The 18,318-nt window shown below is 45.1% G+C and carries 18 protein-coding genes; 10 read left to right on the plus strand and 8 right to left on the minus strand.

The window, feature by feature from the left end:
• Nucleotides 1–5 precede the first annotated feature (5 nt).
• Complete coding sequence (locus NX845_RS10050; RefSeq protein WP_004736087.1) at nucleotides 6–305, plus strand: ComEA family DNA-binding protein; 300 nt, start codon at nucleotides 6–8, stop codon at nucleotides 303–305.
• On the opposite strand, the gene rrtA is transcribed toward NX845_RS10050, so the two are convergent.
• Nucleotides 296–844 (minus strand): rhombosortase, encoded by a 549-nt coding sequence (rrtA, locus tag NX845_RS10055; RefSeq protein WP_102491829.1) that lies wholly within the window; start codon nucleotides 842–844, stop codon nucleotides 296–298. The genes NX845_RS10050 and rrtA overlap by 10 nt on opposite strands.
• Before the next feature lie 9 nt (nucleotides 845–853).
• Between rrtA and NX845_RS10060 the strand changes: the two genes are divergently transcribed.
• On the plus strand, nucleotides 854–1,453 hold the full coding sequence (locus NX845_RS10060) for a tRNA-uridine aminocarboxypropyltransferase (protein ID WP_260256798.1): 600 nt from the start codon (nucleotides 854–856) through the stop codon (nucleotides 1,451–1,453).
• A 26-nt stretch (nucleotides 1,454–1,479) separates the two neighbouring features.
• Here the strand turns inward: NX845_RS10060 and NX845_RS10065 are convergent, their stop codons facing one another.
• From NX845_RS10065 to NX845_RS10075, 3 genes are all read right to left on the minus strand, one after another.
• A complete protein-coding gene (locus tag NX845_RS10065) occupies nucleotides 1,480–2,823 on the minus strand; it encodes an anti-phage deoxyguanosine triphosphatase (RefSeq protein ID WP_017092579.1) in 1,344 nt (447 codons plus the stop codon).
• Nucleotides 2,824–2,877: 54 nt separating this feature from the next.
• Nucleotides 2,878–3,462, minus strand: coding sequence for a 5'-deoxynucleotidase (gene yfbR, locus NX845_RS10070; protein ID WP_017076767.1), 585 nt, complete (start codon nucleotides 3,460–3,462; stop codon nucleotides 2,878–2,880).
• A gap of 170 nt (nucleotides 3,463–3,632) precedes the next feature.
• Nucleotides 3,633–4,865, minus strand: a complete 1,233-nt coding sequence (locus NX845_RS10075; RefSeq protein WP_004736094.1) for a pyridoxal phosphate-dependent aminotransferase — start codon at nucleotides 4,863–4,865, stop codon at nucleotides 3,633–3,635.
• A gap of 296 nt (nucleotides 4,866–5,161) precedes the next feature.
• Between NX845_RS10075 and NX845_RS10080 the strand changes: the two genes are divergently transcribed.
• The 7 genes from NX845_RS10080 to NX845_RS10110 all read left to right on the plus strand — a co-directional run bounded on the left by NX845_RS10080 (nucleotide 5,162) and on the right by NX845_RS10110 (nucleotide 12,871).
• Nucleotides 5,162–6,469 carry an isochorismate synthase MenF gene (locus NX845_RS10080; protein WP_029222207.1) on the plus strand — a complete coding sequence of 436 codons (1,308 nt, stop codon included), beginning with the start codon at nucleotides 5,162–5,164 and terminating at the stop codon, nucleotides 6,467–6,469.
• Nucleotides 6,466–8,190: a 2-succinyl-5-enolpyruvyl-6-hydroxy-3-cyclohexene-1-carboxylic-acid synthase gene (gene menD, locus NX845_RS10085; RefSeq protein WP_102440894.1), complete on the plus strand. Its 1,725-nt coding sequence runs from the start codon at nucleotides 6,466–6,468 to the stop codon at nucleotides 8,188–8,190. The genes NX845_RS10080 and menD overlap by 4 nt, the downstream gene beginning before the upstream one ends.
• Nucleotides 8,191–8,199: 9 nt before the next feature.
• The gene (gene menH / locus NX845_RS10090; protein ID WP_017095601.1) at nucleotides 8,200–9,000 is read left to right on the plus strand and encodes a 2-succinyl-6-hydroxy-2,4-cyclohexadiene-1-carboxylate synthase; all 801 of its coding nucleotides are present in this window, start codon (nucleotides 8,200–8,202) and stop codon (nucleotides 8,998–9,000) included.
• Nucleotides 9,001–9,102: 102 nt separating this feature from the next.
• Nucleotides 9,103–9,969, plus strand: a complete 867-nt coding sequence (menB, locus tag NX845_RS10095) for a 1,4-dihydroxy-2-naphthoyl-CoA synthase (protein ID WP_029222208.1) — start codon at nucleotides 9,103–9,105, stop codon at nucleotides 9,967–9,969.
• A gap of 75 nt (nucleotides 9,970–10,044) precedes the next feature.
• On the plus strand, nucleotides 10,045–11,052 hold the full coding sequence (menC, locus tag NX845_RS10100; protein WP_065682111.1) for an o-succinylbenzoate synthase: 1,008 nt from the start codon (nucleotides 10,045–10,047) through the stop codon (nucleotides 11,050–11,052).
• Between the two features lie 52 nt (nucleotides 11,053–11,104).
• Nucleotides 11,105–12,538: an o-succinylbenzoate--CoA ligase gene (menE, locus tag NX845_RS10105; protein ID WP_260256799.1), complete on the plus strand. Its 1,434-nt coding sequence runs from the start codon at nucleotides 11,105–11,107 to the stop codon at nucleotides 12,536–12,538.
• 165 nt (nucleotides 12,539–12,703) lie between these two features.
• Entirely contained in the window at nucleotides 12,704–12,871 is a 168-nt protein-coding gene (locus NX845_RS10110; RefSeq protein WP_004736103.1) for a hypothetical protein, read from the plus strand.
• 133 nt (nucleotides 12,872–13,004) lie between these two features.
• On the opposite strand, the gene NX845_RS10115 is transcribed toward NX845_RS10110, so the two are convergent.
• The 3 genes from NX845_RS10115 to NX845_RS10125 all read right to left on the minus strand — a co-directional run bounded on the left by NX845_RS10115 (nucleotide 13,005) and on the right by NX845_RS10125 (nucleotide 16,554).
• Nucleotides 13,005–13,925 (minus strand): YeiH family protein, encoded by a 921-nt coding sequence (locus NX845_RS10115; protein ID WP_004736106.1) that lies wholly within the window; start codon nucleotides 13,923–13,925, stop codon nucleotides 13,005–13,007.
• A gap of 146 nt (nucleotides 13,926–14,071) precedes the next feature.
• Entirely contained in the window at nucleotides 14,072–15,946 is a 1,875-nt protein-coding gene (locus tag NX845_RS10120; protein ID WP_102440898.1) for an MFS transporter, read from the minus strand.
• Nucleotides 15,947–15,963: 17 nt separating this feature from the next.
• Nucleotides 15,964–16,554 (minus strand): TetR/AcrR family transcriptional regulator, encoded by a 591-nt coding sequence (locus NX845_RS10125; RefSeq protein WP_004736110.1) that lies wholly within the window; start codon nucleotides 16,552–16,554, stop codon nucleotides 15,964–15,966.
• A gap of 196 nt (nucleotides 16,555–16,750) precedes the next feature.
• Between NX845_RS10125 and NX845_RS10130 the strand changes: the two genes are divergently transcribed.
• Nucleotides 16,751–17,659, plus strand: a complete 909-nt coding sequence (locus NX845_RS10130) for a Tim44 domain-containing protein (protein ID WP_017076759.1) — start codon at nucleotides 16,751–16,753, stop codon at nucleotides 17,657–17,659.
• A 361-nt stretch (nucleotides 17,660–18,020) separates the two neighbouring features.
• On the opposite strand, the gene NX845_RS10135 is transcribed toward NX845_RS10130, so the two are convergent.
• A partial coding sequence (locus tag NX845_RS10135) for a hypothetical protein (protein ID WP_260256800.1) occupies nucleotides 18,021–18,318 on the minus strand: 298 nt, incomplete at its 5' end.

Raw genomic sequence — 18,318 nt, forward strand, 5'->3', positions numbered from 1 at the left:
GGTTTATGCGCACGATATATTCAACACTACTTCTTTCATTTCTGATGGCCCTGAGCTCCCCAGCGTTTTCTGATAGCCCAACTAAAGCTGAGCTTTACGATGGCATCGAGATTACGGTAAACATCAATACTGCGACGGCAGAAGAACTCTCAGCGCTATTAGTTGGTGTTGGGGACAAGAAAGCCCAAGAGATCGTCGATTACAGAGATCAAAACGGTGCGTTTACGACTGCTGATGATTTGGTGAGTGTGAAAGGGATAGGTGAAGCTACGGTTGAAAAGAACCGCGAAAGAATTCAACTTTGATCCGTTTTTCTACTTGTTAGAAATGAAGCGATAGATATGAAGCCTCCGGCCAATGCACCTGCTAGGTGGGCTTCAATCGCGACACGAGCATTAATCAGTTCGCCAGTCGTGCTAGAAGGGCCAATAAGCTGCTCCCAAGCGATTTTAGCGATTAATCCCAATGCTAACAGCCAACTTGATCTCCTACCGTTCAAAGCCTCACTGAGCGCGAATAAGCTAAACAACCCATGCAAAGTGCCAGATAGGCCAACATAGATCTGAATACTCGAAAACAACAGAGCGATCCCAGTCACTAAACTAATCACAAGCAGAGCAAGAACAAGCTGTTTTTTACTCGGTTGAAACAGATAGCTGATGATCCATAAGCCTGCTAGATTCATCAGAAGGTGCGAGTAGTTGGTATGTGAAAAGTTTCCTGTTAGGATCCGCCACCATTGCCCCTCGGCAATCGCATTGCTATCCCATACGACCCAAGCTTGTATTGGCTCAAATTGGAATAAGACGCATAAAAGTGAAGTGAAAATTAAAACAGGGTACACATTAAATCCATGTCTCGTTATTGCCCCCAATGCAGCAAGGCTTTGAAAGCTTGTATTTGTCAGTGGGTTACACCACTCGAATCGAATGTTGAGCTTATCATTCTTCAGCACCCATCAGAAGAGCATCGCCCGATGGGAACTGCGCGTATCCTCTCGTTATCTCTAAATAACAGCGTGACGCTTGTCGGTGAAGACTTTTCAGACAACGAACAATTGAACGTATTTCTGGCCGATGAACAGTACCAACATGTGATTTTATACCCAAGCGAAAACTCTGTTTCAGTTGAATCTGCGACATGCCCAAGCAAGAAGCTGCGTGTGATTTTATTGGATGGGACGTGGAAGAAGGCGTTCAAGATGTGGCAGGTATCGAGTAACTTGCATGCGCTGAGCACGGTTCATTTACCGAAAGACCTCAAGGGTAATTATCGAATCCGTAAAGCACCCAGTGAAAACAGCCTTTCTACCGTCGAAGCTGGCTATCATTTGCTTAGCTTGCTAGAGAGTGATGGTGACTTTAGCCCTTTGCTAACGGCATTTGACCAAATGATTCAGTTTCAAATCAATCAAATGCCGCCGGGTGTGTTTGAGAAAAACTACTTAGATTAAGCCGATTCACTGGTACGAGTCAGGAATTAAAACTCGGTATGAGCTGAGAACAATTGCTGATGCATTTTCTGCGCAAGGTCATCAGTCATTGATGAGATGTAATCGGCTATCACGCGCATCTTTATTGATTCATCTTGATGCTGTAGCCATTGCTTCTTGATGGGCAGTGGCAGCAAGCGTTCAGGATCAGCGCTGAACGCTTCAAACATGTCCATGATGATCTGTTGGCCCTTGTATTCGATGACCTGAACCTGAGGGACTTGAATCACGAACTCGCTGACAAAGTGCTTCAGTTTATCGAGTGTGCCATCCATGCTTGGTTCAAGCACGGCATTGTAAGCCAACAGCACATTCTCAAAGCTAGCATCCACTCGTTCAATCGAAATACTGGTCAACAGAGCGTTGACTATCCCACCAATCGCATCCTTTCGACGATACTGCTCACCAGAGAAAAGCATCTCTGTAATTGAATCTAGGTGTTCACAAATCCAAGGATCGGCCATCTCTTTAAGTTGAGGGTAAGCTGAATCTACCCATTGGGCTTTGGTCACAGAGCCAAGCACAATGGCATCTTCTAAATCATGCACGCCATACGCGATGTCATCAGCCAGCTCCATGATTGAACAATCAAGTGACTTATATTTGGTCTTATTGTGCTCAAGTGGCTCGGTATGCGTTTTTCTTTTCTGTTTTAGAAGCTGTTGGTCGCTGCTTGAAAGCGGCTCCAGTACCCAGTTAAAAAGCTCTTCATCATGATCGTAGATGCCTTTTGCTGGCATCCAATCTTTGGCTCGGAGTTGTCGTTGGTGCTTAACAGGCTCAGACTGTAATTTAGCTTGAACTTCGCTAAGAAGTGAAGGGTATTTAATCAGCCCCAACAGAGTGCGTCGAGATAGATTCATCCCGTGATGTTCGGTGTAGGGTTCTAACTGAGTCACTATTCGGAACGTTTGGGCGTTGCCTTCAAAGCCACCGTGGTCGCGCATCATGTAGTTGAGTGCGACTTCACCACCATGCCCATAAGGCGGGTGGCCAATGTCGTGAGCTAAACACAGTGAGTCAATCAAGCTATCTGAGGGGAGAAGATCTCGAAATTCGGGCTGCTTTTTCTTGAGTTGAGCGACAATACCAGTACCAAGTTGTGCGGCTTCTAGCGAATGGGTAAGGCGAGTTCGGTGGAAATCGTTTACCGTGGTGCCATGAACTTGAGTTTTTGCTTGGAGGCGACGAAAAGCCGCAGAGTGAAGCACACGCGCACGATCGCGTTGATACGGGCTACGATGGTCATCACGCCTTATTTTATGTTCATCGTCATTTCGATGTTGCCATTCTTGTTCGAGTTCAAATGGTGGTTCGAGTGGAGAAGTCAAAATAGCACCTATCAATCTGATTTATTTAGCTAATTACACTCAAGTTATACCCAGCTAGCTTATCTCGTCTAGTGATAATTCAAAGCTTGGCGCAAATGTGGTGAGAAAGTAGTCCATTTCTGGGCTTTTACGCTGTTCGAGTGTTTCTTCCAGTCGGCGTTTCGCTTGCTCGTATTCATGATTGCCCGCACTGAGCTCCTCCAAGCATTTCAAATAAGCACAGATCGTGTCGGCTTGTTTAACGATGCTTTGCTCTTCTTTACTTGCTGTTCCAGATATCAAAAACGGGGCGAAGTCGTCTCGGAATTCTTCTGGCAGCATTGAAAGCAGTCTTTGCTCTGCTGCCGCTTCTATCTTCTTATACTCTTGTGCGATGTCTGGGTTGTAGTATTTAACCGGAGTTGGTAAATCCCCAGTCAGTACCTCGCTGGTATCGTGGTACATGCCAAGCAGAGCAATGTGCTCGGGGTTGAGCTGACCATCAAACTTCTTATTTTTAATTAATGCCAAGGCATGTGCGACGAAAGCCACCTGCAGGCTATGTTCTGAAATATTCTCGCTTGAGATTGAACGCATCAGGGGCCAGCGTTGAATCAGCTTCATACGGGCAAGATGGGCAAAGAAATGGCTTTGTTTCATAAGAGTCCTTTCTAAACTGTGCTCCACTCGTATCATGTGTTCAACATAGTGATACGAGACAGCGGATACAAAAAAGGCTCCCAAACAGGAGCCCTTTAAGCATAGAAGTGATTGATTACAAGTTAAAGTCTTTTAAAACAGCAAATTGTAGTCATCTTTCTTTGTGCTAATTAACCTTCGATGAGGTCGTCTTGGCTGTAGGTTTGTAAGAAGCGCTCTAGACGACCAATCGCGATTTCTAGGTCTTCGATATGTGGCAGAGTCACGATGCGGAAGTGATCCGGTTTTGGCCAGTTGAAGCCAGTACCTTGAACCAATAGCACCTTCTCTTGCTTAAGGAAATCGAGCACGAATTTCTGATCGTCTTTGATGTTGTACATGTTGGTGTCGATCTTAGGGAACAGGTACATCGCGCCTTTTGGTTTCACACAAGAAACGCCAGGGATCTTGTTGATCAGTTCCCATGCACGGTCACGTTGCTCAAGCAATCGACCACCAGGAAGAATCAGTTCGTTGATACTCTGATAACCACCCAGTGCTGTTTGGATGGCGTGCTGCATTGGTACGTTGGCACACAAACGCATCGAGGCCAGCATTTCTAGCCCTTCGACATAGCCTTTCGCTATGTGTTTCGGACCCGTTAAGAACATCCAGCCACCACGGAAACCACACACGCGGTAAGCCTTAGATAGACCATTGAATGTGACCATTAGTACGTCTTCAGCAAGCGTTGCGACTGAAGTATGTACGGCACCGTCGTAAAGCACTTTGTCGTAGATTTCATCAGCGAAGATGATCAAACCGTGCTCACGAGCAATCTCAACAACTTGTAATAGGAAATCACGGCTGTATACCGCGCCCGTTGGGTTGTTCGGGTTGATAAGAACGATGCCGCGAGTCTTTGGTGAGATCTTTGCACGCATGTCGTCTAGATCTGGATACCAATCAGCATCTTCATCACACATGTAGTGAACCGGTGTACCACCAGAAAGCGCAACAGACGCTGTCCATAGTGGGTAGTCCGGAGCGGGAACTAAGATTTCATCACCATTATCCAGTAGCGCCTGCATAGACATAACGATAAGCTCTGATGCGCCGTTACCAATGTAAACGTCTTCTACATCAAGGTTACGTAGGCCTTTTTTCTGGTAGTGCTGAACAACCGCTTTGCGGGCTGAATAGATGCCTTTTGAGTCACAGTAACCTTGAGATGTCGGTAGGTTACGGATTACATCAACAAGGATTTCATCAGGGGCGTCAAAACCAAATGGGGCGGGGTTACCAATATTAAGCTTCAGTATTTTATGCCCTTCTTCTTCCATGCGCTTAGCATGTTTGAGTACAGGTCCCCTGATTTCGTAGCATACGCTGTTGAGTTTTGACGACATCCCGATATTTTGCATTGCCGATTTCCTGAAATTAATTTAAATACTTTATTAAAGTACCGCAAAATGGGGTTTGATAGAATAAAAATCTGATGAATGTCGCATTTCAGTGTCACGTTTGGTCTTTTTGTTGTCACTCTTTTCTAAATTTTAATTAATCGCTTTCTTTGTTGTTGTCTAAGATGAATAAAGAGGCTGGATCGCTTAAAATCACAGGAATGTTCAAAAGATATAGTAGATTCTTGATCTAAGTGGGTGCTGCCCATAAAGTATCAAACTAATATAATAATAATTTAGATGTGAACGAGGTCGATTTGTCACATTTCCAGCAAACTATCTCCGCTTTGATTGAGCGAGTACAAAATGCCCAAGCAAGTGAAGTTCGTTGTGTTGAAGTTCTAACGCAAAAACCATCGTTTGCATTTATAGAATGGCTTCATGCTCAACCGCTCTTTCCAAAGTTCTACTGGCAGTCACGTGACACTCGTGAAGAGGTCGTCGCGCTCGGTCAACTGCACACTTTTTCTGATCCTGCTCCCGCGTACGCAATTCTTGGTGAAGACCAACGAATCTGGGGTGGACGTTCATTTGATGGACATACCGCAAAGAACCGTCGTTGCATGGAATCGTTTTTCTTCCTTCCTCAGGTTGAATTGATCCGCTTTGACGACACTTGGTCGCTAGCGGTTAACTTGTCTCCTGATCGCGTTGTCTCCATTAATGCTTTGAATAAGCTTTCTGTAGAAGCGGCGATATTGGCACCTTTGTCGGCTCACATTGAACAGATTAACCACGTTCCAGAACGAGAGCAGTGGGGTAATTTGGTCGATAAAGTGCTTCAGGGCATTAGTGACGAAGAGTACAAGAAAGTGGTTTTAGCGCGTAAAACCACACTGCAGCTTGATGCGCCAATCTGCGCGGCTCAATTACTCAAGGCCAGCTACCTGCAAAACCATCATAGTTTTCACTTTATGTTGGTATTGGATTCTAAACACAGCTTTATTGGCTCAACGCCAGAGCGTTTGTATAGCCGATATGGGACAGAGCTTGATACTGAAGCTCTAGCGGGAACCATTGGTCGCGGAGAAAACGCGACAGAAGATATGGAGTTAGCGAACTGGCTTTCTCAAGACAGTAAAAACCTCAATGAGAACCAGTATGTGGTTGACGACATCATTGAGCGCCTCACTCCTCATTCTCAAACAGTTCATGTTGAAAAGGATACGCGTCTTGTGCGCTTGCGTAAGGTGCAGCATCTCAAGCGTAATATCCACGCCCAGCTTAATAATGGCGTTAACGGTGTACAGTTGCTTGCTGCATTACAGCCGACTGCTGCGGTGGCTGGTTTACCGCGTAAAGAGGCGATGGATTTCATTCTTGAACACGAACCGTTTGCGCGAGGCTGGTATGCAGGTTCTGTTGGCTATATCAGTCATCAAAGAGCGGAGTTTTGTGTCGCGATTCGAAGTGCGTTAGTTGTAAACGATCAAGTACAGCTGTTTGCTGGCGCAGGGATCGTGCCGGGATCGGTTGCTGAACATGAATGGCAAGAATTGAACAAGAAGATGTCGACCTTACTTAGTTTGATTTCGGATCACCCGCCGTTGGGTGTGGCGTCATGAATCACGACCAAGCCGTATTAAATAGAGTTTGGAGTCACACATTACTTGAAGAGCTAGCACGCAACGGTGTTGAACATGTTTGTGTCGCACCGGGCTCTCGCTCAACACCATTAACTCTCGAAGCGGAAGCTAATCCCAAGTTAACCTTACACACGCACTTTGATGAGCGTGGTCTTGGATTCTTAGCTTTAGGTTTAGCTAAAGCCAGTGATAAGCCAGTTGCCGTGATTGTTACCTCTGGTACTGCTGTTGCTAACCTTCTTCCTGCGACGGCTGAATCTGGGCTGACACGAGAGAAGCTGATCTTGCTGACCTCTGATAGACCCATCGACTTGGTCGACTGTGGTGCCAATCAAGCGATTCAGCAACAGGGTATCTTTTCTTCCCATGTTGAAAGTGCTTTAAACTTACCAAGCCCTAGTACACAAGTTTCTCTGAATTGGTTACTGACATCGGTTGATCACGCCCTAGTGAAACAACGCAATGTTGGTGGTGCGATTCATATCAACTGTCCGTTCCCAGAACCTCTATATTCTGCGAATAGCGCGGAAATGTATGCGGAATACACATCCAGTGTCGCTGGGTGGAAATCGGGAGCAGGTTGTTACAGCCAAACGTTTTTACCTAATCAAGTGAACACACAACCTATTGCTCCAGGTGAGTATCTTGGACGTAAGGGTGTGGTTATTCTCGGTTCGCTCGATATTGAACAAGCGACAAAAGCTCAGCAGTTTGCCACTACATTAGGCTGGCCAGTTTTTTGTGACCCTCAATCAGGTGTCACAAGTGATTGGAAACATTATGATCTGTGGATGCAGAGTGACGTAGCGAAAGAACAACTTAACCAATGTGATTTTATCCTTCAGTTCGGTGAGCGCATTGTTTCTAAGCGCCTTAATCATTGGATAAAGTCGCAAGCATCATCATTCTGCTCATCACAATATATTGTTGTGTCACCAGATACGCACCGAATCAACCAAGATCATCTGCCTCAAACCCATATCGTTGCTGCTATCGATTCATGGGTGTCAGAGCAGCATTTACCCACCTTATTAGGCCAGCATGCAGGTTGGGCGGCTCCTTTAATCGAGGTCGCAAATACTGTTCAGCAACTCGCCCTCGCGCAAATATCCAACAATGACCAATTGACGGAACTCAGTGTTGCCGTTGACTTGTCGTCTAGACTTAAAGGCAGAGAGCTATTTGTGGGAAATAGCTTGATGGTAAGGCTGGTGGATATGCTGTCATCAATATCTGCGAATCAAGTTTACAGTAACCGTGGTGCATCGGGCATTGATGGCTTGGTGGCGACGGCTGCGGGCGTGGTGAAAGCCAACCAGAATCCTTTGTTGATGTTGATTGGTGATACCTCTTTGTTGTACGACCTCAATTCACTGGCTCTGCTGACTCATAATTTAACGCCGATGGTTCTTGTTGTGACCAACAATGACGGTGGTGCGATCTTTGACTTGTTGCCGGTACCAGAGCAGCAAAAACAGTCACTTTATCAAATGCCTCATGGTTTCAGTTTTGAACACGCTGCTGCGCAGTTCCAACTTGGTTATGCGGCGCCAGAAACTTTGAATTGCTATCAAACGATTATCGAACAACATTTCGAACAGGGTCAGGGTACCTTGCTCGTTGAAGTTAAGACGCCTCCCGAACAAGCGGCTACTTTGTTGAAACAATTCAGTTCAATGCTCATCGAGGCATTAGCCTAAGGACTTTACATGCTTTACTCCAATTATTACCCAGCTGTACAAGAACCTTCCGACAAACCTTTGCTTGTTTTTTTACATGGTTTACTCGGAAGCGGGGATGATTGGAGTGCATGTCATCCATTCCTCGAGAATTTTCCTCTCCTTTGCATCGATTTACCCGGACACGGACAAAGTCGTTTTATCGATCCGGTAGGGTTTGATCATTGCTGCAAGAAAATTGTCCAGTGCATCACTGCTCAATTGGCGCTAAACGATCTTCCTGCTGATTACCCTATCGTGGTGATTGGCTACTCTATGGGGGGAAGGCTCGCTATGTATGGAGTGACAAGCCCTTGCTTTGAGACGCTCAACCTAGAGAAAGTCATCATTGAAGGTGGCAACTTTGGTTTGGAATGTGATGAAGAAAGAGCACAAAGGTTAGTACATGATACGCAGTGGGCTGTTCGCTTTGCTCAGCAGTCGATTGAGGATGTTTTAGACGATTGGTATCAACAAAGCGTCTTTTCTTCACTAAATCATGAGCAAAGACAAACTTTGGTCATAAAGCGTAGTGGTAACCTTGGAGTATCCGTAGCAAATATGTTGTTATCTACTTCATTAGCTAAGCAACCGGATTTACGTGCCACATTGAAATCTCATGAGCATTTATTGCATTATGTGTGTGGAGAAAAAGATCGTAAATTCATGGAGCTAGCTGAGAATAGTGGCTTTGAATATAGTCAGGTCGACTACGCTGGTCATAATGTTCATTTTGAGCAACCAGAGTTGTTTTCAAACTTGATAATCCAATGTATCGCCAGTCGTCGCTAATCTGACTGAGCGGATCTCTAGTCTCAAGCACTATCAAAAGCAGAGCAACACCGTCACGACTACTTGTTAGTCGTGGTCTCTAATAGAACAATGGGAATCACCATGGCTAAAACAGTAGGCATCACAGAAGAAGAACTTTACGCGGCAGTTAACTGGAGCGATGAAAGCAGTCAATTCGAAGATATTCAATACCACAAGTCTGACGACGGTATTGCGAAAATCACGATTGCACGTCCTCAAGTCCACAATGCGTTCCGTCCACAAACCGTAAAAGAGATGATTAATGCACTGGCTGATGCTCGTTATGACGAGAAGGTTGGCGTAATCATTTTGACGGGTCTTGGTGAGAAGGCGTTCTGTTCTGGTGGTGACCAAAGTATTCGCGGTGACTACGGCGGTTATCAAGATGATTCAGGTACACACCACCTGAACGTACTTGATTTCCAACGTCAAATTCGTACTTGTCCAAAACCAGTTATCGCAGCGGTATCGGGTTGGGCAGTAGGCGGCGGCCATGTACTTCACATGATGGCAGACCTTACTATTGCAGCTGAAAACGCGCAGTTCGGTCAGACGGGTCCTAAAGTTGGTTCATTCGATGGCGGTTGGGGTGCTTCTTACATGGCTCGTATCGTTGGTCAGAAGAAAGCACGTGAAATTTGGTTCTTGTGTCGTTTCTACGATGCTCAAGAAGCATTGGACATGGGCTTGGTAAACACCGTAGTGCCTGTTGCCGACCTAGAAAAAGAAACCGTTCGTTGGTGTCGTGAAGTGCTTCAACACAGCCCAATGGCGCTGCGTTGCTTGAAAGCCGCACTGAACGCAGACTGTGATGGCCAAGCCGGCCTACAAGAGTTGGCGGGTAACGCTACCATGATGTTCTACATGACAGAAGAAGGCCAAGAAGGCCGAAACGCATTCAACGAGAAGCGTCGACCTGATTTCGACAAATTTCCGCGTAACCCATAGTTTTTCTCTTCTTTAAAATGAGTCGCTAATAGCGGCTCGTTTTGTTTTGATGTTCCCCGTTTTTTAGGAAACTTTATGAACTCAGTGAATTCTCAGCGTCACGCTAAACTCTACCGTTATCAATTGCCTATGGATAGTGGTGTGATTCTTCGTGACAATAAGTTGAACGAACGCGTTGGTTATATCATCCAACTAGAGTGTGATGGCAAAACTGGTTTTGGTGAAGTTGCGCCTTTGCCAGGTTTTAGCCAAGAAGATGCCGAACAAGCTGGCATTCAGCTTCAACACGAATTAGAGCTTTGGAGCCACAATAACCCTCAAACGCCTTTTGATGAGCTATATCCTTCTGTTGCGTTTGGCTTTTCGATGGCGATGTTGGAATTACGAGGCGAACTCAACGCTGAAGGTAACTACCAAGCCGCGCCGTTGTGTACAGGAGACCCAGATGAACTGATCCCTGTGCTGAATGAGATGAAAGGCGAGAAGGTCGCGAAAGTGAAAGTCGGTCTTTACGAAGCGATTCGCGATGGTATGTTGGTTAGCTTATTCCTTGAGTCGATCCCTGATTTGACCCTAAGACTTGATGCTAACCGTGCGTGGAAGCCAGAGAAAGCGAAGCAATTCATTAAGTACATTTCGCCGTCACTGCGTCAGCGTATTAGCTTTATTGAAGAGCCTTGCCAAAAACCAGAAGACAGCTTGGCATTTGCCATTGACCATGGCGTAGCGATTGCGTGGGACGAAACATTGCAAGAAGCGGTGCGAAGCCCAGAGTTTGATCTTAGCGACCTTACTGGTGTTAAAGCTGTCGTGATCAAGCCAACTCTTATTGGTTCTGTCGAGCGTTGTGTGGCAATCATTGAGCGTGCACAGCAACTCGGTATCAAACCAGTACTAAGTTCAAGCATAGAGTCGAGCCTTGGCTTAACTCAGATTGCTCGATTAGCACAACAATACTTACCTAATGAAGTGCCGGGGCTTGATACTATTGGTTTGTATCAACAACAACTCGAAGTCTCTTGGCCAGGTTGTCAGCTTCCGGTTTCTACTCTTGAACAGCAACAATTGATTTGGTCTTCTTAAGCTGATCGTTCGATTGGCTTAGACCGTTTTCAATCTATAATTTGGTTATCTTATGATGCGCCCACAATCTAATCATCACCCGCTTTGGGTACAGTGGGCGCAGCAAAACCCACATCAAACAGCGTTAGTGACTACTCACCACACTTATACTTGGCAGCAAGTGTCTGTGCTCGTGAGTGAGTACCAACAACAACTATCTCATCAAGGCCTATCTGAAGGTGATGTACTGACGATTGTTGGTAAGAATCAAGCTGAAGTGATTCCTGCTTATCTTGCCGCACTTAATTTGGGTGTTATTTGCGCTTTCACCATGCCTCAACCTCGCTTACGCCTGAAGCAAAAGCTCGATTCCTTATATCAAGCGGGTCAACAAAGCTACCTTTGGCTTTTGGACAGTAGCGGGATAGAGCAATCAGAGACTGTCGATTTAAATACTCAGTTGGTGACCTTGTCTTGCTTAAATGAAGTGAAGGTCGATGGTGATGATAATCGGATAACGACATCTCAAGACTCCAACTTCAATCCGCAAAATCTAGCGAGCATCGTATTCACTTCTGGCTCTACCGGAAATCCCAAAGCAGTGGCTCACACGCTTGAGCAGAATTTATGCTCGGCGATCGGGTTGCTTGAGGTGTTTCGTTATCAACAAGGTGACACTTGGTTAATGAGTTTACCTATGTACCATGTGTCGGGGCTGGCGATAGTTCATCGTTGGTTAGCGGCCGGTGGCTGCATCAAGATAGGCACAGGTCAGCTTGAGACTGATATAGAAGAATGCAGTCACGCTTCATTAGTCGCTACTCAGCTACATCGATTACTAAAGAGTAAGCAAGCACTTACTTTAACGCATGTACTTTTGGGCGGTAGCCATATCCCAGAAGCGCTAGGGCTTGAAGCTCAACAAATGGGTATCGAAACATGGCTTGGCTACGGCATGACAGAAGCGGCTTCAACAGTGACTGCGAAGCCCGTTGATTCTAGTAACACTGCAGGTTTTGTCCTTAACCATCGCCAGCTAAAAATCGAAGAACAACGCATCTTTATCGGTGGCGAGACACTCGCTTCCGGGTATTACTATCAGGGCGAGTTAACGCCATTAGTTGATAAGAACGGCTGGTTCGATAGCAAAGATCTTGGTGAGTGGGTTGGTGAACAAGTGTCGATTATTGGTCGCGCCGACAATCAGTTTATTTCTGGTGGTGAGAACATTCATTGCGAAGAGATTGAGCGAGCACTCAACCAATTGTCTGAGGTTAATCAGTCTTTTATTGTTCCTATTGAAGATGACGAGTTCGGGTTCCGACCTGTCGCTATTGTGGATTGTGCTGATTTGCCAACCAAAGAGTGGTTTGCTGAGCAATTGAATGGCCGTCTTGAACGGTTCAAATTTCCTGTTGAGTATTATCGAATGCCTGAGCAAGAACAGCAGGGTATTAAGGTCTCACGCGCTGGATTGGCATCTTGGTTGTCTCAGCATAGGAGTTAAAGGTAAGCGCTTACCTCGACGTTATTTGCGAAGTTGTTAGGTGACTAAGTTGTCAGGCGGTTAGTTAATTTAGCAATTAGATAGTTCAAAACAGAATTTATTATCTTTATAACCATCCATCATAATAAGCCCTATAAATAACGGATTATAGAATAAGGTCTTATTATGAAAATTGCCCTCATCATTGCGGTTTTACTGCAGATAGGCCAAGCGGTCACTTCGTCAGGGTTGACTCGTTCGTTGGCTGAACTCACCGCATTTGTGTTGGTTGTGGTACTTGTTTTAATGAAAAGAGAGAGCAAGAAGAGTGATAAGCCCCTGTTTGATTTGTGATTGTTGCAACAAAGAATATCTTTACCACAAACGATAAAGGCAAAGCCCATTTGAGCTTTGCCTTTTTGTTTTGTTGCTCGCTAATCTGAGTGTCTAGGTAACCGAACAACCAGTTAAAGCGTTTCTTTGCGAACTAAGCAAGAGTTAACCACGCCAAAGACCCCGTCGAAATCATCGTCCACATCGTAATACCAAACATCAATGGCTTCGGCCCTGCTGCCTTTAACTTCTCTACAGAAATACCACAGCCAATTAAGAACAGACACACAACCAACGCGCGTTTGGACACATCAAAGATCCCTTGGTAGACCATCTCAAATTGTGGCAGCAAGTCACTGATAGCAATGGCGGCGCAGTAGAAGAAAATGAAGTAAGGAATCGTAATCTTCTTTTGATCGTTCTTGAAGATCATCGCGCTGACTAAAGCGATTGGGATGATCCAAAGTGCACGAGCGAGCTTCAATGTTGTCGCTGTCGTCAGTGCTTCTTCACCATAAGCCGAAGCTGCACCTACCACAGAAGATGTATCGTGAATCGCAATGGCGGCCCAAGTACCAAATGTTTGTTGGCTTAACTCAAGCGCGTGGCCAATCATCGGGAATAAAAATAGAGCTACCGAGTTCAACACAAATACCGTAGCTAACGCCAAGCCAATCTGTTCATCGTCTGCTTTGATCGCAGGTGCCACAGCTGCTATCGCGCTACCACCACAAATAGCGGTACCTGAAGAGATTAGGTAACCCGTGGTGCGATCCAATCCCATTCGTTTGGCTAAGAACCAACCAATGACTAACGTACCAATGATGGTCGTGACAATTAAACCAATACCGTCGCCTGTTACCGCCAATGCTTTTTCAAACTGAATGCCAAAGCCTAAGCCGACAATCGAGTAGGCCAGTAACTTCTTTGTGAGTTTGCCTACTTCTAGATGCTCAGGGACTAAACCTAAACTAGCAAGCAGGAAGCCAATAACTAGGGCCGTCGGAGAGCTTACCCAAGGTGTTAAGCAAAACAGTGCAGCAAGATAAAATGGAGCAGACTTTTTTAGATTCATTGTATTTAGAGTCTTGTTGTATTGTCGCGTTATTGTAATGAGACCACTATACGTTCAATAAAATGATAAGTAAGTCTAAATGAATTGAACAAACGTTAAGAAAAACTTAACGCTTGTTCAGCTGATATGAATAAAGGGCTGGTTATCTAGCGTAGTGTTCCGCGAAGGTCTGAGACTGACTGCCGAAGAGTTTTGCATGAGGCATCTTTAGCGAGTATTGGCTTGCCAGCTTCTATTTCTAACTTAGTCCAGAAGCGGGTTGGTAACCCTTTGCAAGCACTGCCTTTGTAACGACTGAAGTAGCTGCCCCATAGCCCTTTGAGAGCCATTGGAATGACTGACACAGGAGATCGTTTGATAATCAGCTCCATTCCACGCATGAACTCTGCGACTTCACCATCAGAAGTTAGCTTTCCTTCTGGAAAAATACATACGATGTGGCCTTCATGCAGGGCGCGTTCTACTTCTTTAAAAGCATTTCGAATAGAGCTACGGCTGGTTGCGGAGATTGGAATAACCCCAGCTCTTTTCAAGAAACGTCGAATAGGCGGCAACTTGGTGTAATCTTCTTCCATCACAAAGCGGATCAAGCGAGGGCAAACGGCGCTCAGCAATAATGCATCCATATAACTCACATGGTTGCAGATGATCAATGCGCCGCCTTTTTCTGGCAGGTGATGTAAATTTTTATGTTTAACTCGGTACATGGTGTGAGTGACCACCCACGTAAAGAAACGGAAAGCGTAAATAGGCACCTGATAAAACAGATACAGCATAACCAAAGTGTTTCCTATCGCGAGCAGTACAAATAGCTGTGGAATTGAAAGCTCCAGAATACTAAGGCAAACAATACCTAAAACAGCGCTCCCGACCATGAATAGCGAGTTGTAGATATTGAGCCCGGCGATTACTTGAGCTCGCTCATTTGGCTTTGCCCGTAGCTGCATTAGAGAGTAAAGCGGAACAATAAAAATACCACCAGAGATCCCCAGTAGTAGAAGATAAGCAAACAGCGGCCATAGTTCGGAATACGTCACAAACTGATGGAAAGAGTTAAAGTCAGGCAAAGACTCTGGAATGGATATCGCCATCAACAGGCCGAAGATCGAAATACCCAGGCTGCCCATTGGCACGATGCCGATTTCAATGCGGTGATTAGATAACTTATCGCAAGCCAACGAGCCAATCGCAATGCCTACCGAGAACAGTGCCAACAAAAACGCGACAGCGCTTTCAGTACCGTTTAGGTAAACCTTGGTGAAGTTGGGAAACTGAGTGAGGTAAGCTGCACCGAGGAACCAGAACCAGCTGATCGACATCAGTGCTTGAAAGGTTGGGCGGTCTTTTTTTGCAATAGCGAGTGTTGCGCGGGTTAGCTTTACTGGCTGCCACTTTACTTTCAGATCTGGTGCGTTACTTGGCGCTTCTGGGATAAAGCAACTTGATACATAGCCAAGCACGGCGAAAGAAACAATACATATCGCAGCAATGAGCTTCGCGCTTTCTTCAGATGCAATAATACCAGCACCTAGAGTACCGATTAGTATGGCTAAGAATGTGCCTGTTTCAACCAAAGCATTTCCGGACACAAGCTCTTTGGTTTCTAACTGTTGCGGGAGTAGGGCGTACTTAACGGGGCCAAAGAAGGCACTTTGTGTCCCCATCAAAAACAGAAGTAGCAGTAATATTTCGTAGCTTTCGTAGATAAATCCGACCGCACCCAGTGACATTATCACCACTTCAAGAAGCTTAACTTTACGGATAAACCACGATTTTTCATATTTGTCAGCCAGCACACCAGCCAAAGCAGAAAATAGGAAGAAGGGCAGAATAAAAAGGCCAGCGGCCAAATTAATAAATAAATTGCTGGAAATAGGTAGCGTGTCTACGCTTGCGAAAGCAACAAACAGTAACAGAACATTTTTGAATATGTTGTCATTAAAGGCTCCCAGAAATTGGGTAATAAAGTAGGGTAGGAACCTTTTTTGCGTTAACAGCGAAGATTGGCTGCTGTTGTTCATTGTCTTTCCTTGGATGATTACCAGTTGGTTAAGTAGTTTGAGACTAGGTTATTGATCAACTCTTTACCATCGATAGGCTCAGAGGCGAAAAATTTATCATCAACGCTAAGTAGAGTAATTCCATGTACTCCAGACCATAATACACGGCTGGCTTTAACGACTTCGCTTTCAGTATGTTCAGGAGCAATCGCGATTAATAGTTGCTCTAGCATACCTGTCATTCTATCGATACGGTTCGATTGCCATTCAGGAAGGTTTTCACCGTTCATGTTGTGCTCAAAGATAAGCTGCCAACGGTGAGGGTGTTTTTGTGCAAAATCGTGGTAGCAGTAGGCAAGGTTGAATAGAGCTTGCTGAGGATTGCTCGATTGTTCAACTGCTACAGCAGATTCTGACGCCAGTTCATCTAATGTTTGAGCAACAACATGCAATAGCAATAGGTTGTAGTTGCCAAATACATTCACCAAGGTACTTGGAACATAACCAATCATATTGGCGATTTTGCGTAGACTTAACTCGTGATAAGAGTGCTCTTCTAAGAAGTCGGTCACCGTTTTTAAGGTTAATTGCACTAATTGTTCGCGAGTATGATCGTTTCGTCTTGCCATGGGTACTTTCTATTAAATGAACATCGTTCAATATTTTAATGCTGCCCCAGAGTGCCGTCAATCCCTTCGCTAGTTTAGTCATCAATTAATAGCCGCAATATTATGATACATGTGTAAACGCCGTGAATATTTCATTGTTCTTTGTTAACGAGTATGATTAAGGTGTCGAAAGATAAAAAACCTATAAAGGATAATAATGAAACGATTTTTCTCACTAGTCGCGATCCTGTTGGTAACAGTCGCGGTGACGCCAATCGCGGAAGCGAAAAAGTTTGGTGGTGGTAAGTCATTTGGCAAAAGCTTTAAAACGGCTCCAGCACCAAAACAACAAAACACGAATTCGATCCGTCAAGATCAAACGGGTAAGAACACAGCAGCTAACTCTAGCAAGAAAGGCCTTATGGGCGGTCTGCTAGGTGGTTTACTTGCTGGTGGTCTTTTAGCTGCATTCTTTGGTGGCGCATTTGAAGGTATCCAGTTCATGGATATTCTGATTATGGGTCTGATTGCTTTCCTAGCGTTTAAATTCCTACGCGGAATGTTGGGTGCGAAGCAGGGCTCAATGAATCAGCAGAATGCACGTGGTCAACAGCCTGCATTCGGCGGCATGGGTCAGAACAAGTTTGAACAACCTAAGCAACAGCCAAATGTTCATAACTTCGAGCAAGCACAACCTCAATCACAAGGCGCTGCTGGTGGTTTCGGTTTTGGTGCACAAAGCGATGTTCCACATAACTACCCACCGGGCTTTGATCAAGCGGCATTCATCAACGGTTCTCGTGAGCACTACCGTACACTGCAAGGTGCATGGAATCACAACGAGCTAAATACGATTGAAGAATACGTATCTCCAAGCCTATTTGAAGACCTAAAAGCTGAGCGTAATAAGCTAGACGGTGATCAGCACACAGACGTAATGTACGTTGATGCTGAAATCGTTCGTGCAGACCACGATGGTAGCAAAGCACAGCTAAGCCTTCAGTTCAGCGGTCGTTACCGTGATACAGCGGATGGTGTTGAAGAAGATATCACTGATATCTGGCACCTAGAGCGTGACCTAACAACTGACAATGCACCTTGGTTAATTGTTGGTATTCAAGGCTAATTCCAGGATTTAACTCAACATCAATATGATGTAGTTATTCGGAATGACACCAAATAATTGAAAGCCCCTGCTGAGAAATCAGCAGGGGCTTTTTGTGTCTAATGATATGCACCTGTAAGTTGCTGCTGGGAAATTGGCTTTGAGCTTTTTTGGGGAGGAGGGGGAGCTTTAGATTCACGGAGCAATACCAATATGACGAAACATGTGGAACAGACAAGTAACATGAGTAGAGGAAGAGTGTCATCACGACAAATATTGAGAGATGTATCTTATTCAAAGATTGGATTAGCCTAACTAACTAATTTTATTCGGATTTGATGAGTAATGACAAAGTTCTTTGAACCCGTATTGGAGCCTGAGATTAGTTTGCAGCAGAACCTGATAATTGCGAATGAATGCGAAGAACATGTATCGACCAATTGCTTAGTCTGCGCTGCTTATCTGGTTTGTGAGCGTCATGCTGAAGTATGGGATCACTGATGTTTGAATAGGCTAGTTCGCTTAGTCTTTTTTGCTGTAGTGTGGGTTGGTGTTTAGTTAGTTGAGGGCCGTGTTTAGAAAGATAGGTTCGGCAAGGTACGTTTAGAAAGATATAAAGCTCGGAAACGAAAAAAGCCAACTCAATGAGTTGGCTTTTCGATTTTCCAATTAAGGAGAAT

Origin of the sequence: Vibrio sp. NC2, from assembly GCF_025195005.1 — a bacterium.
In the GTDB taxonomy this organism is placed as follows: domain Bacteria; phylum Pseudomonadota; class Gammaproteobacteria; order Enterobacterales; family Vibrionaceae; genus Vibrio; species Vibrio splendidus.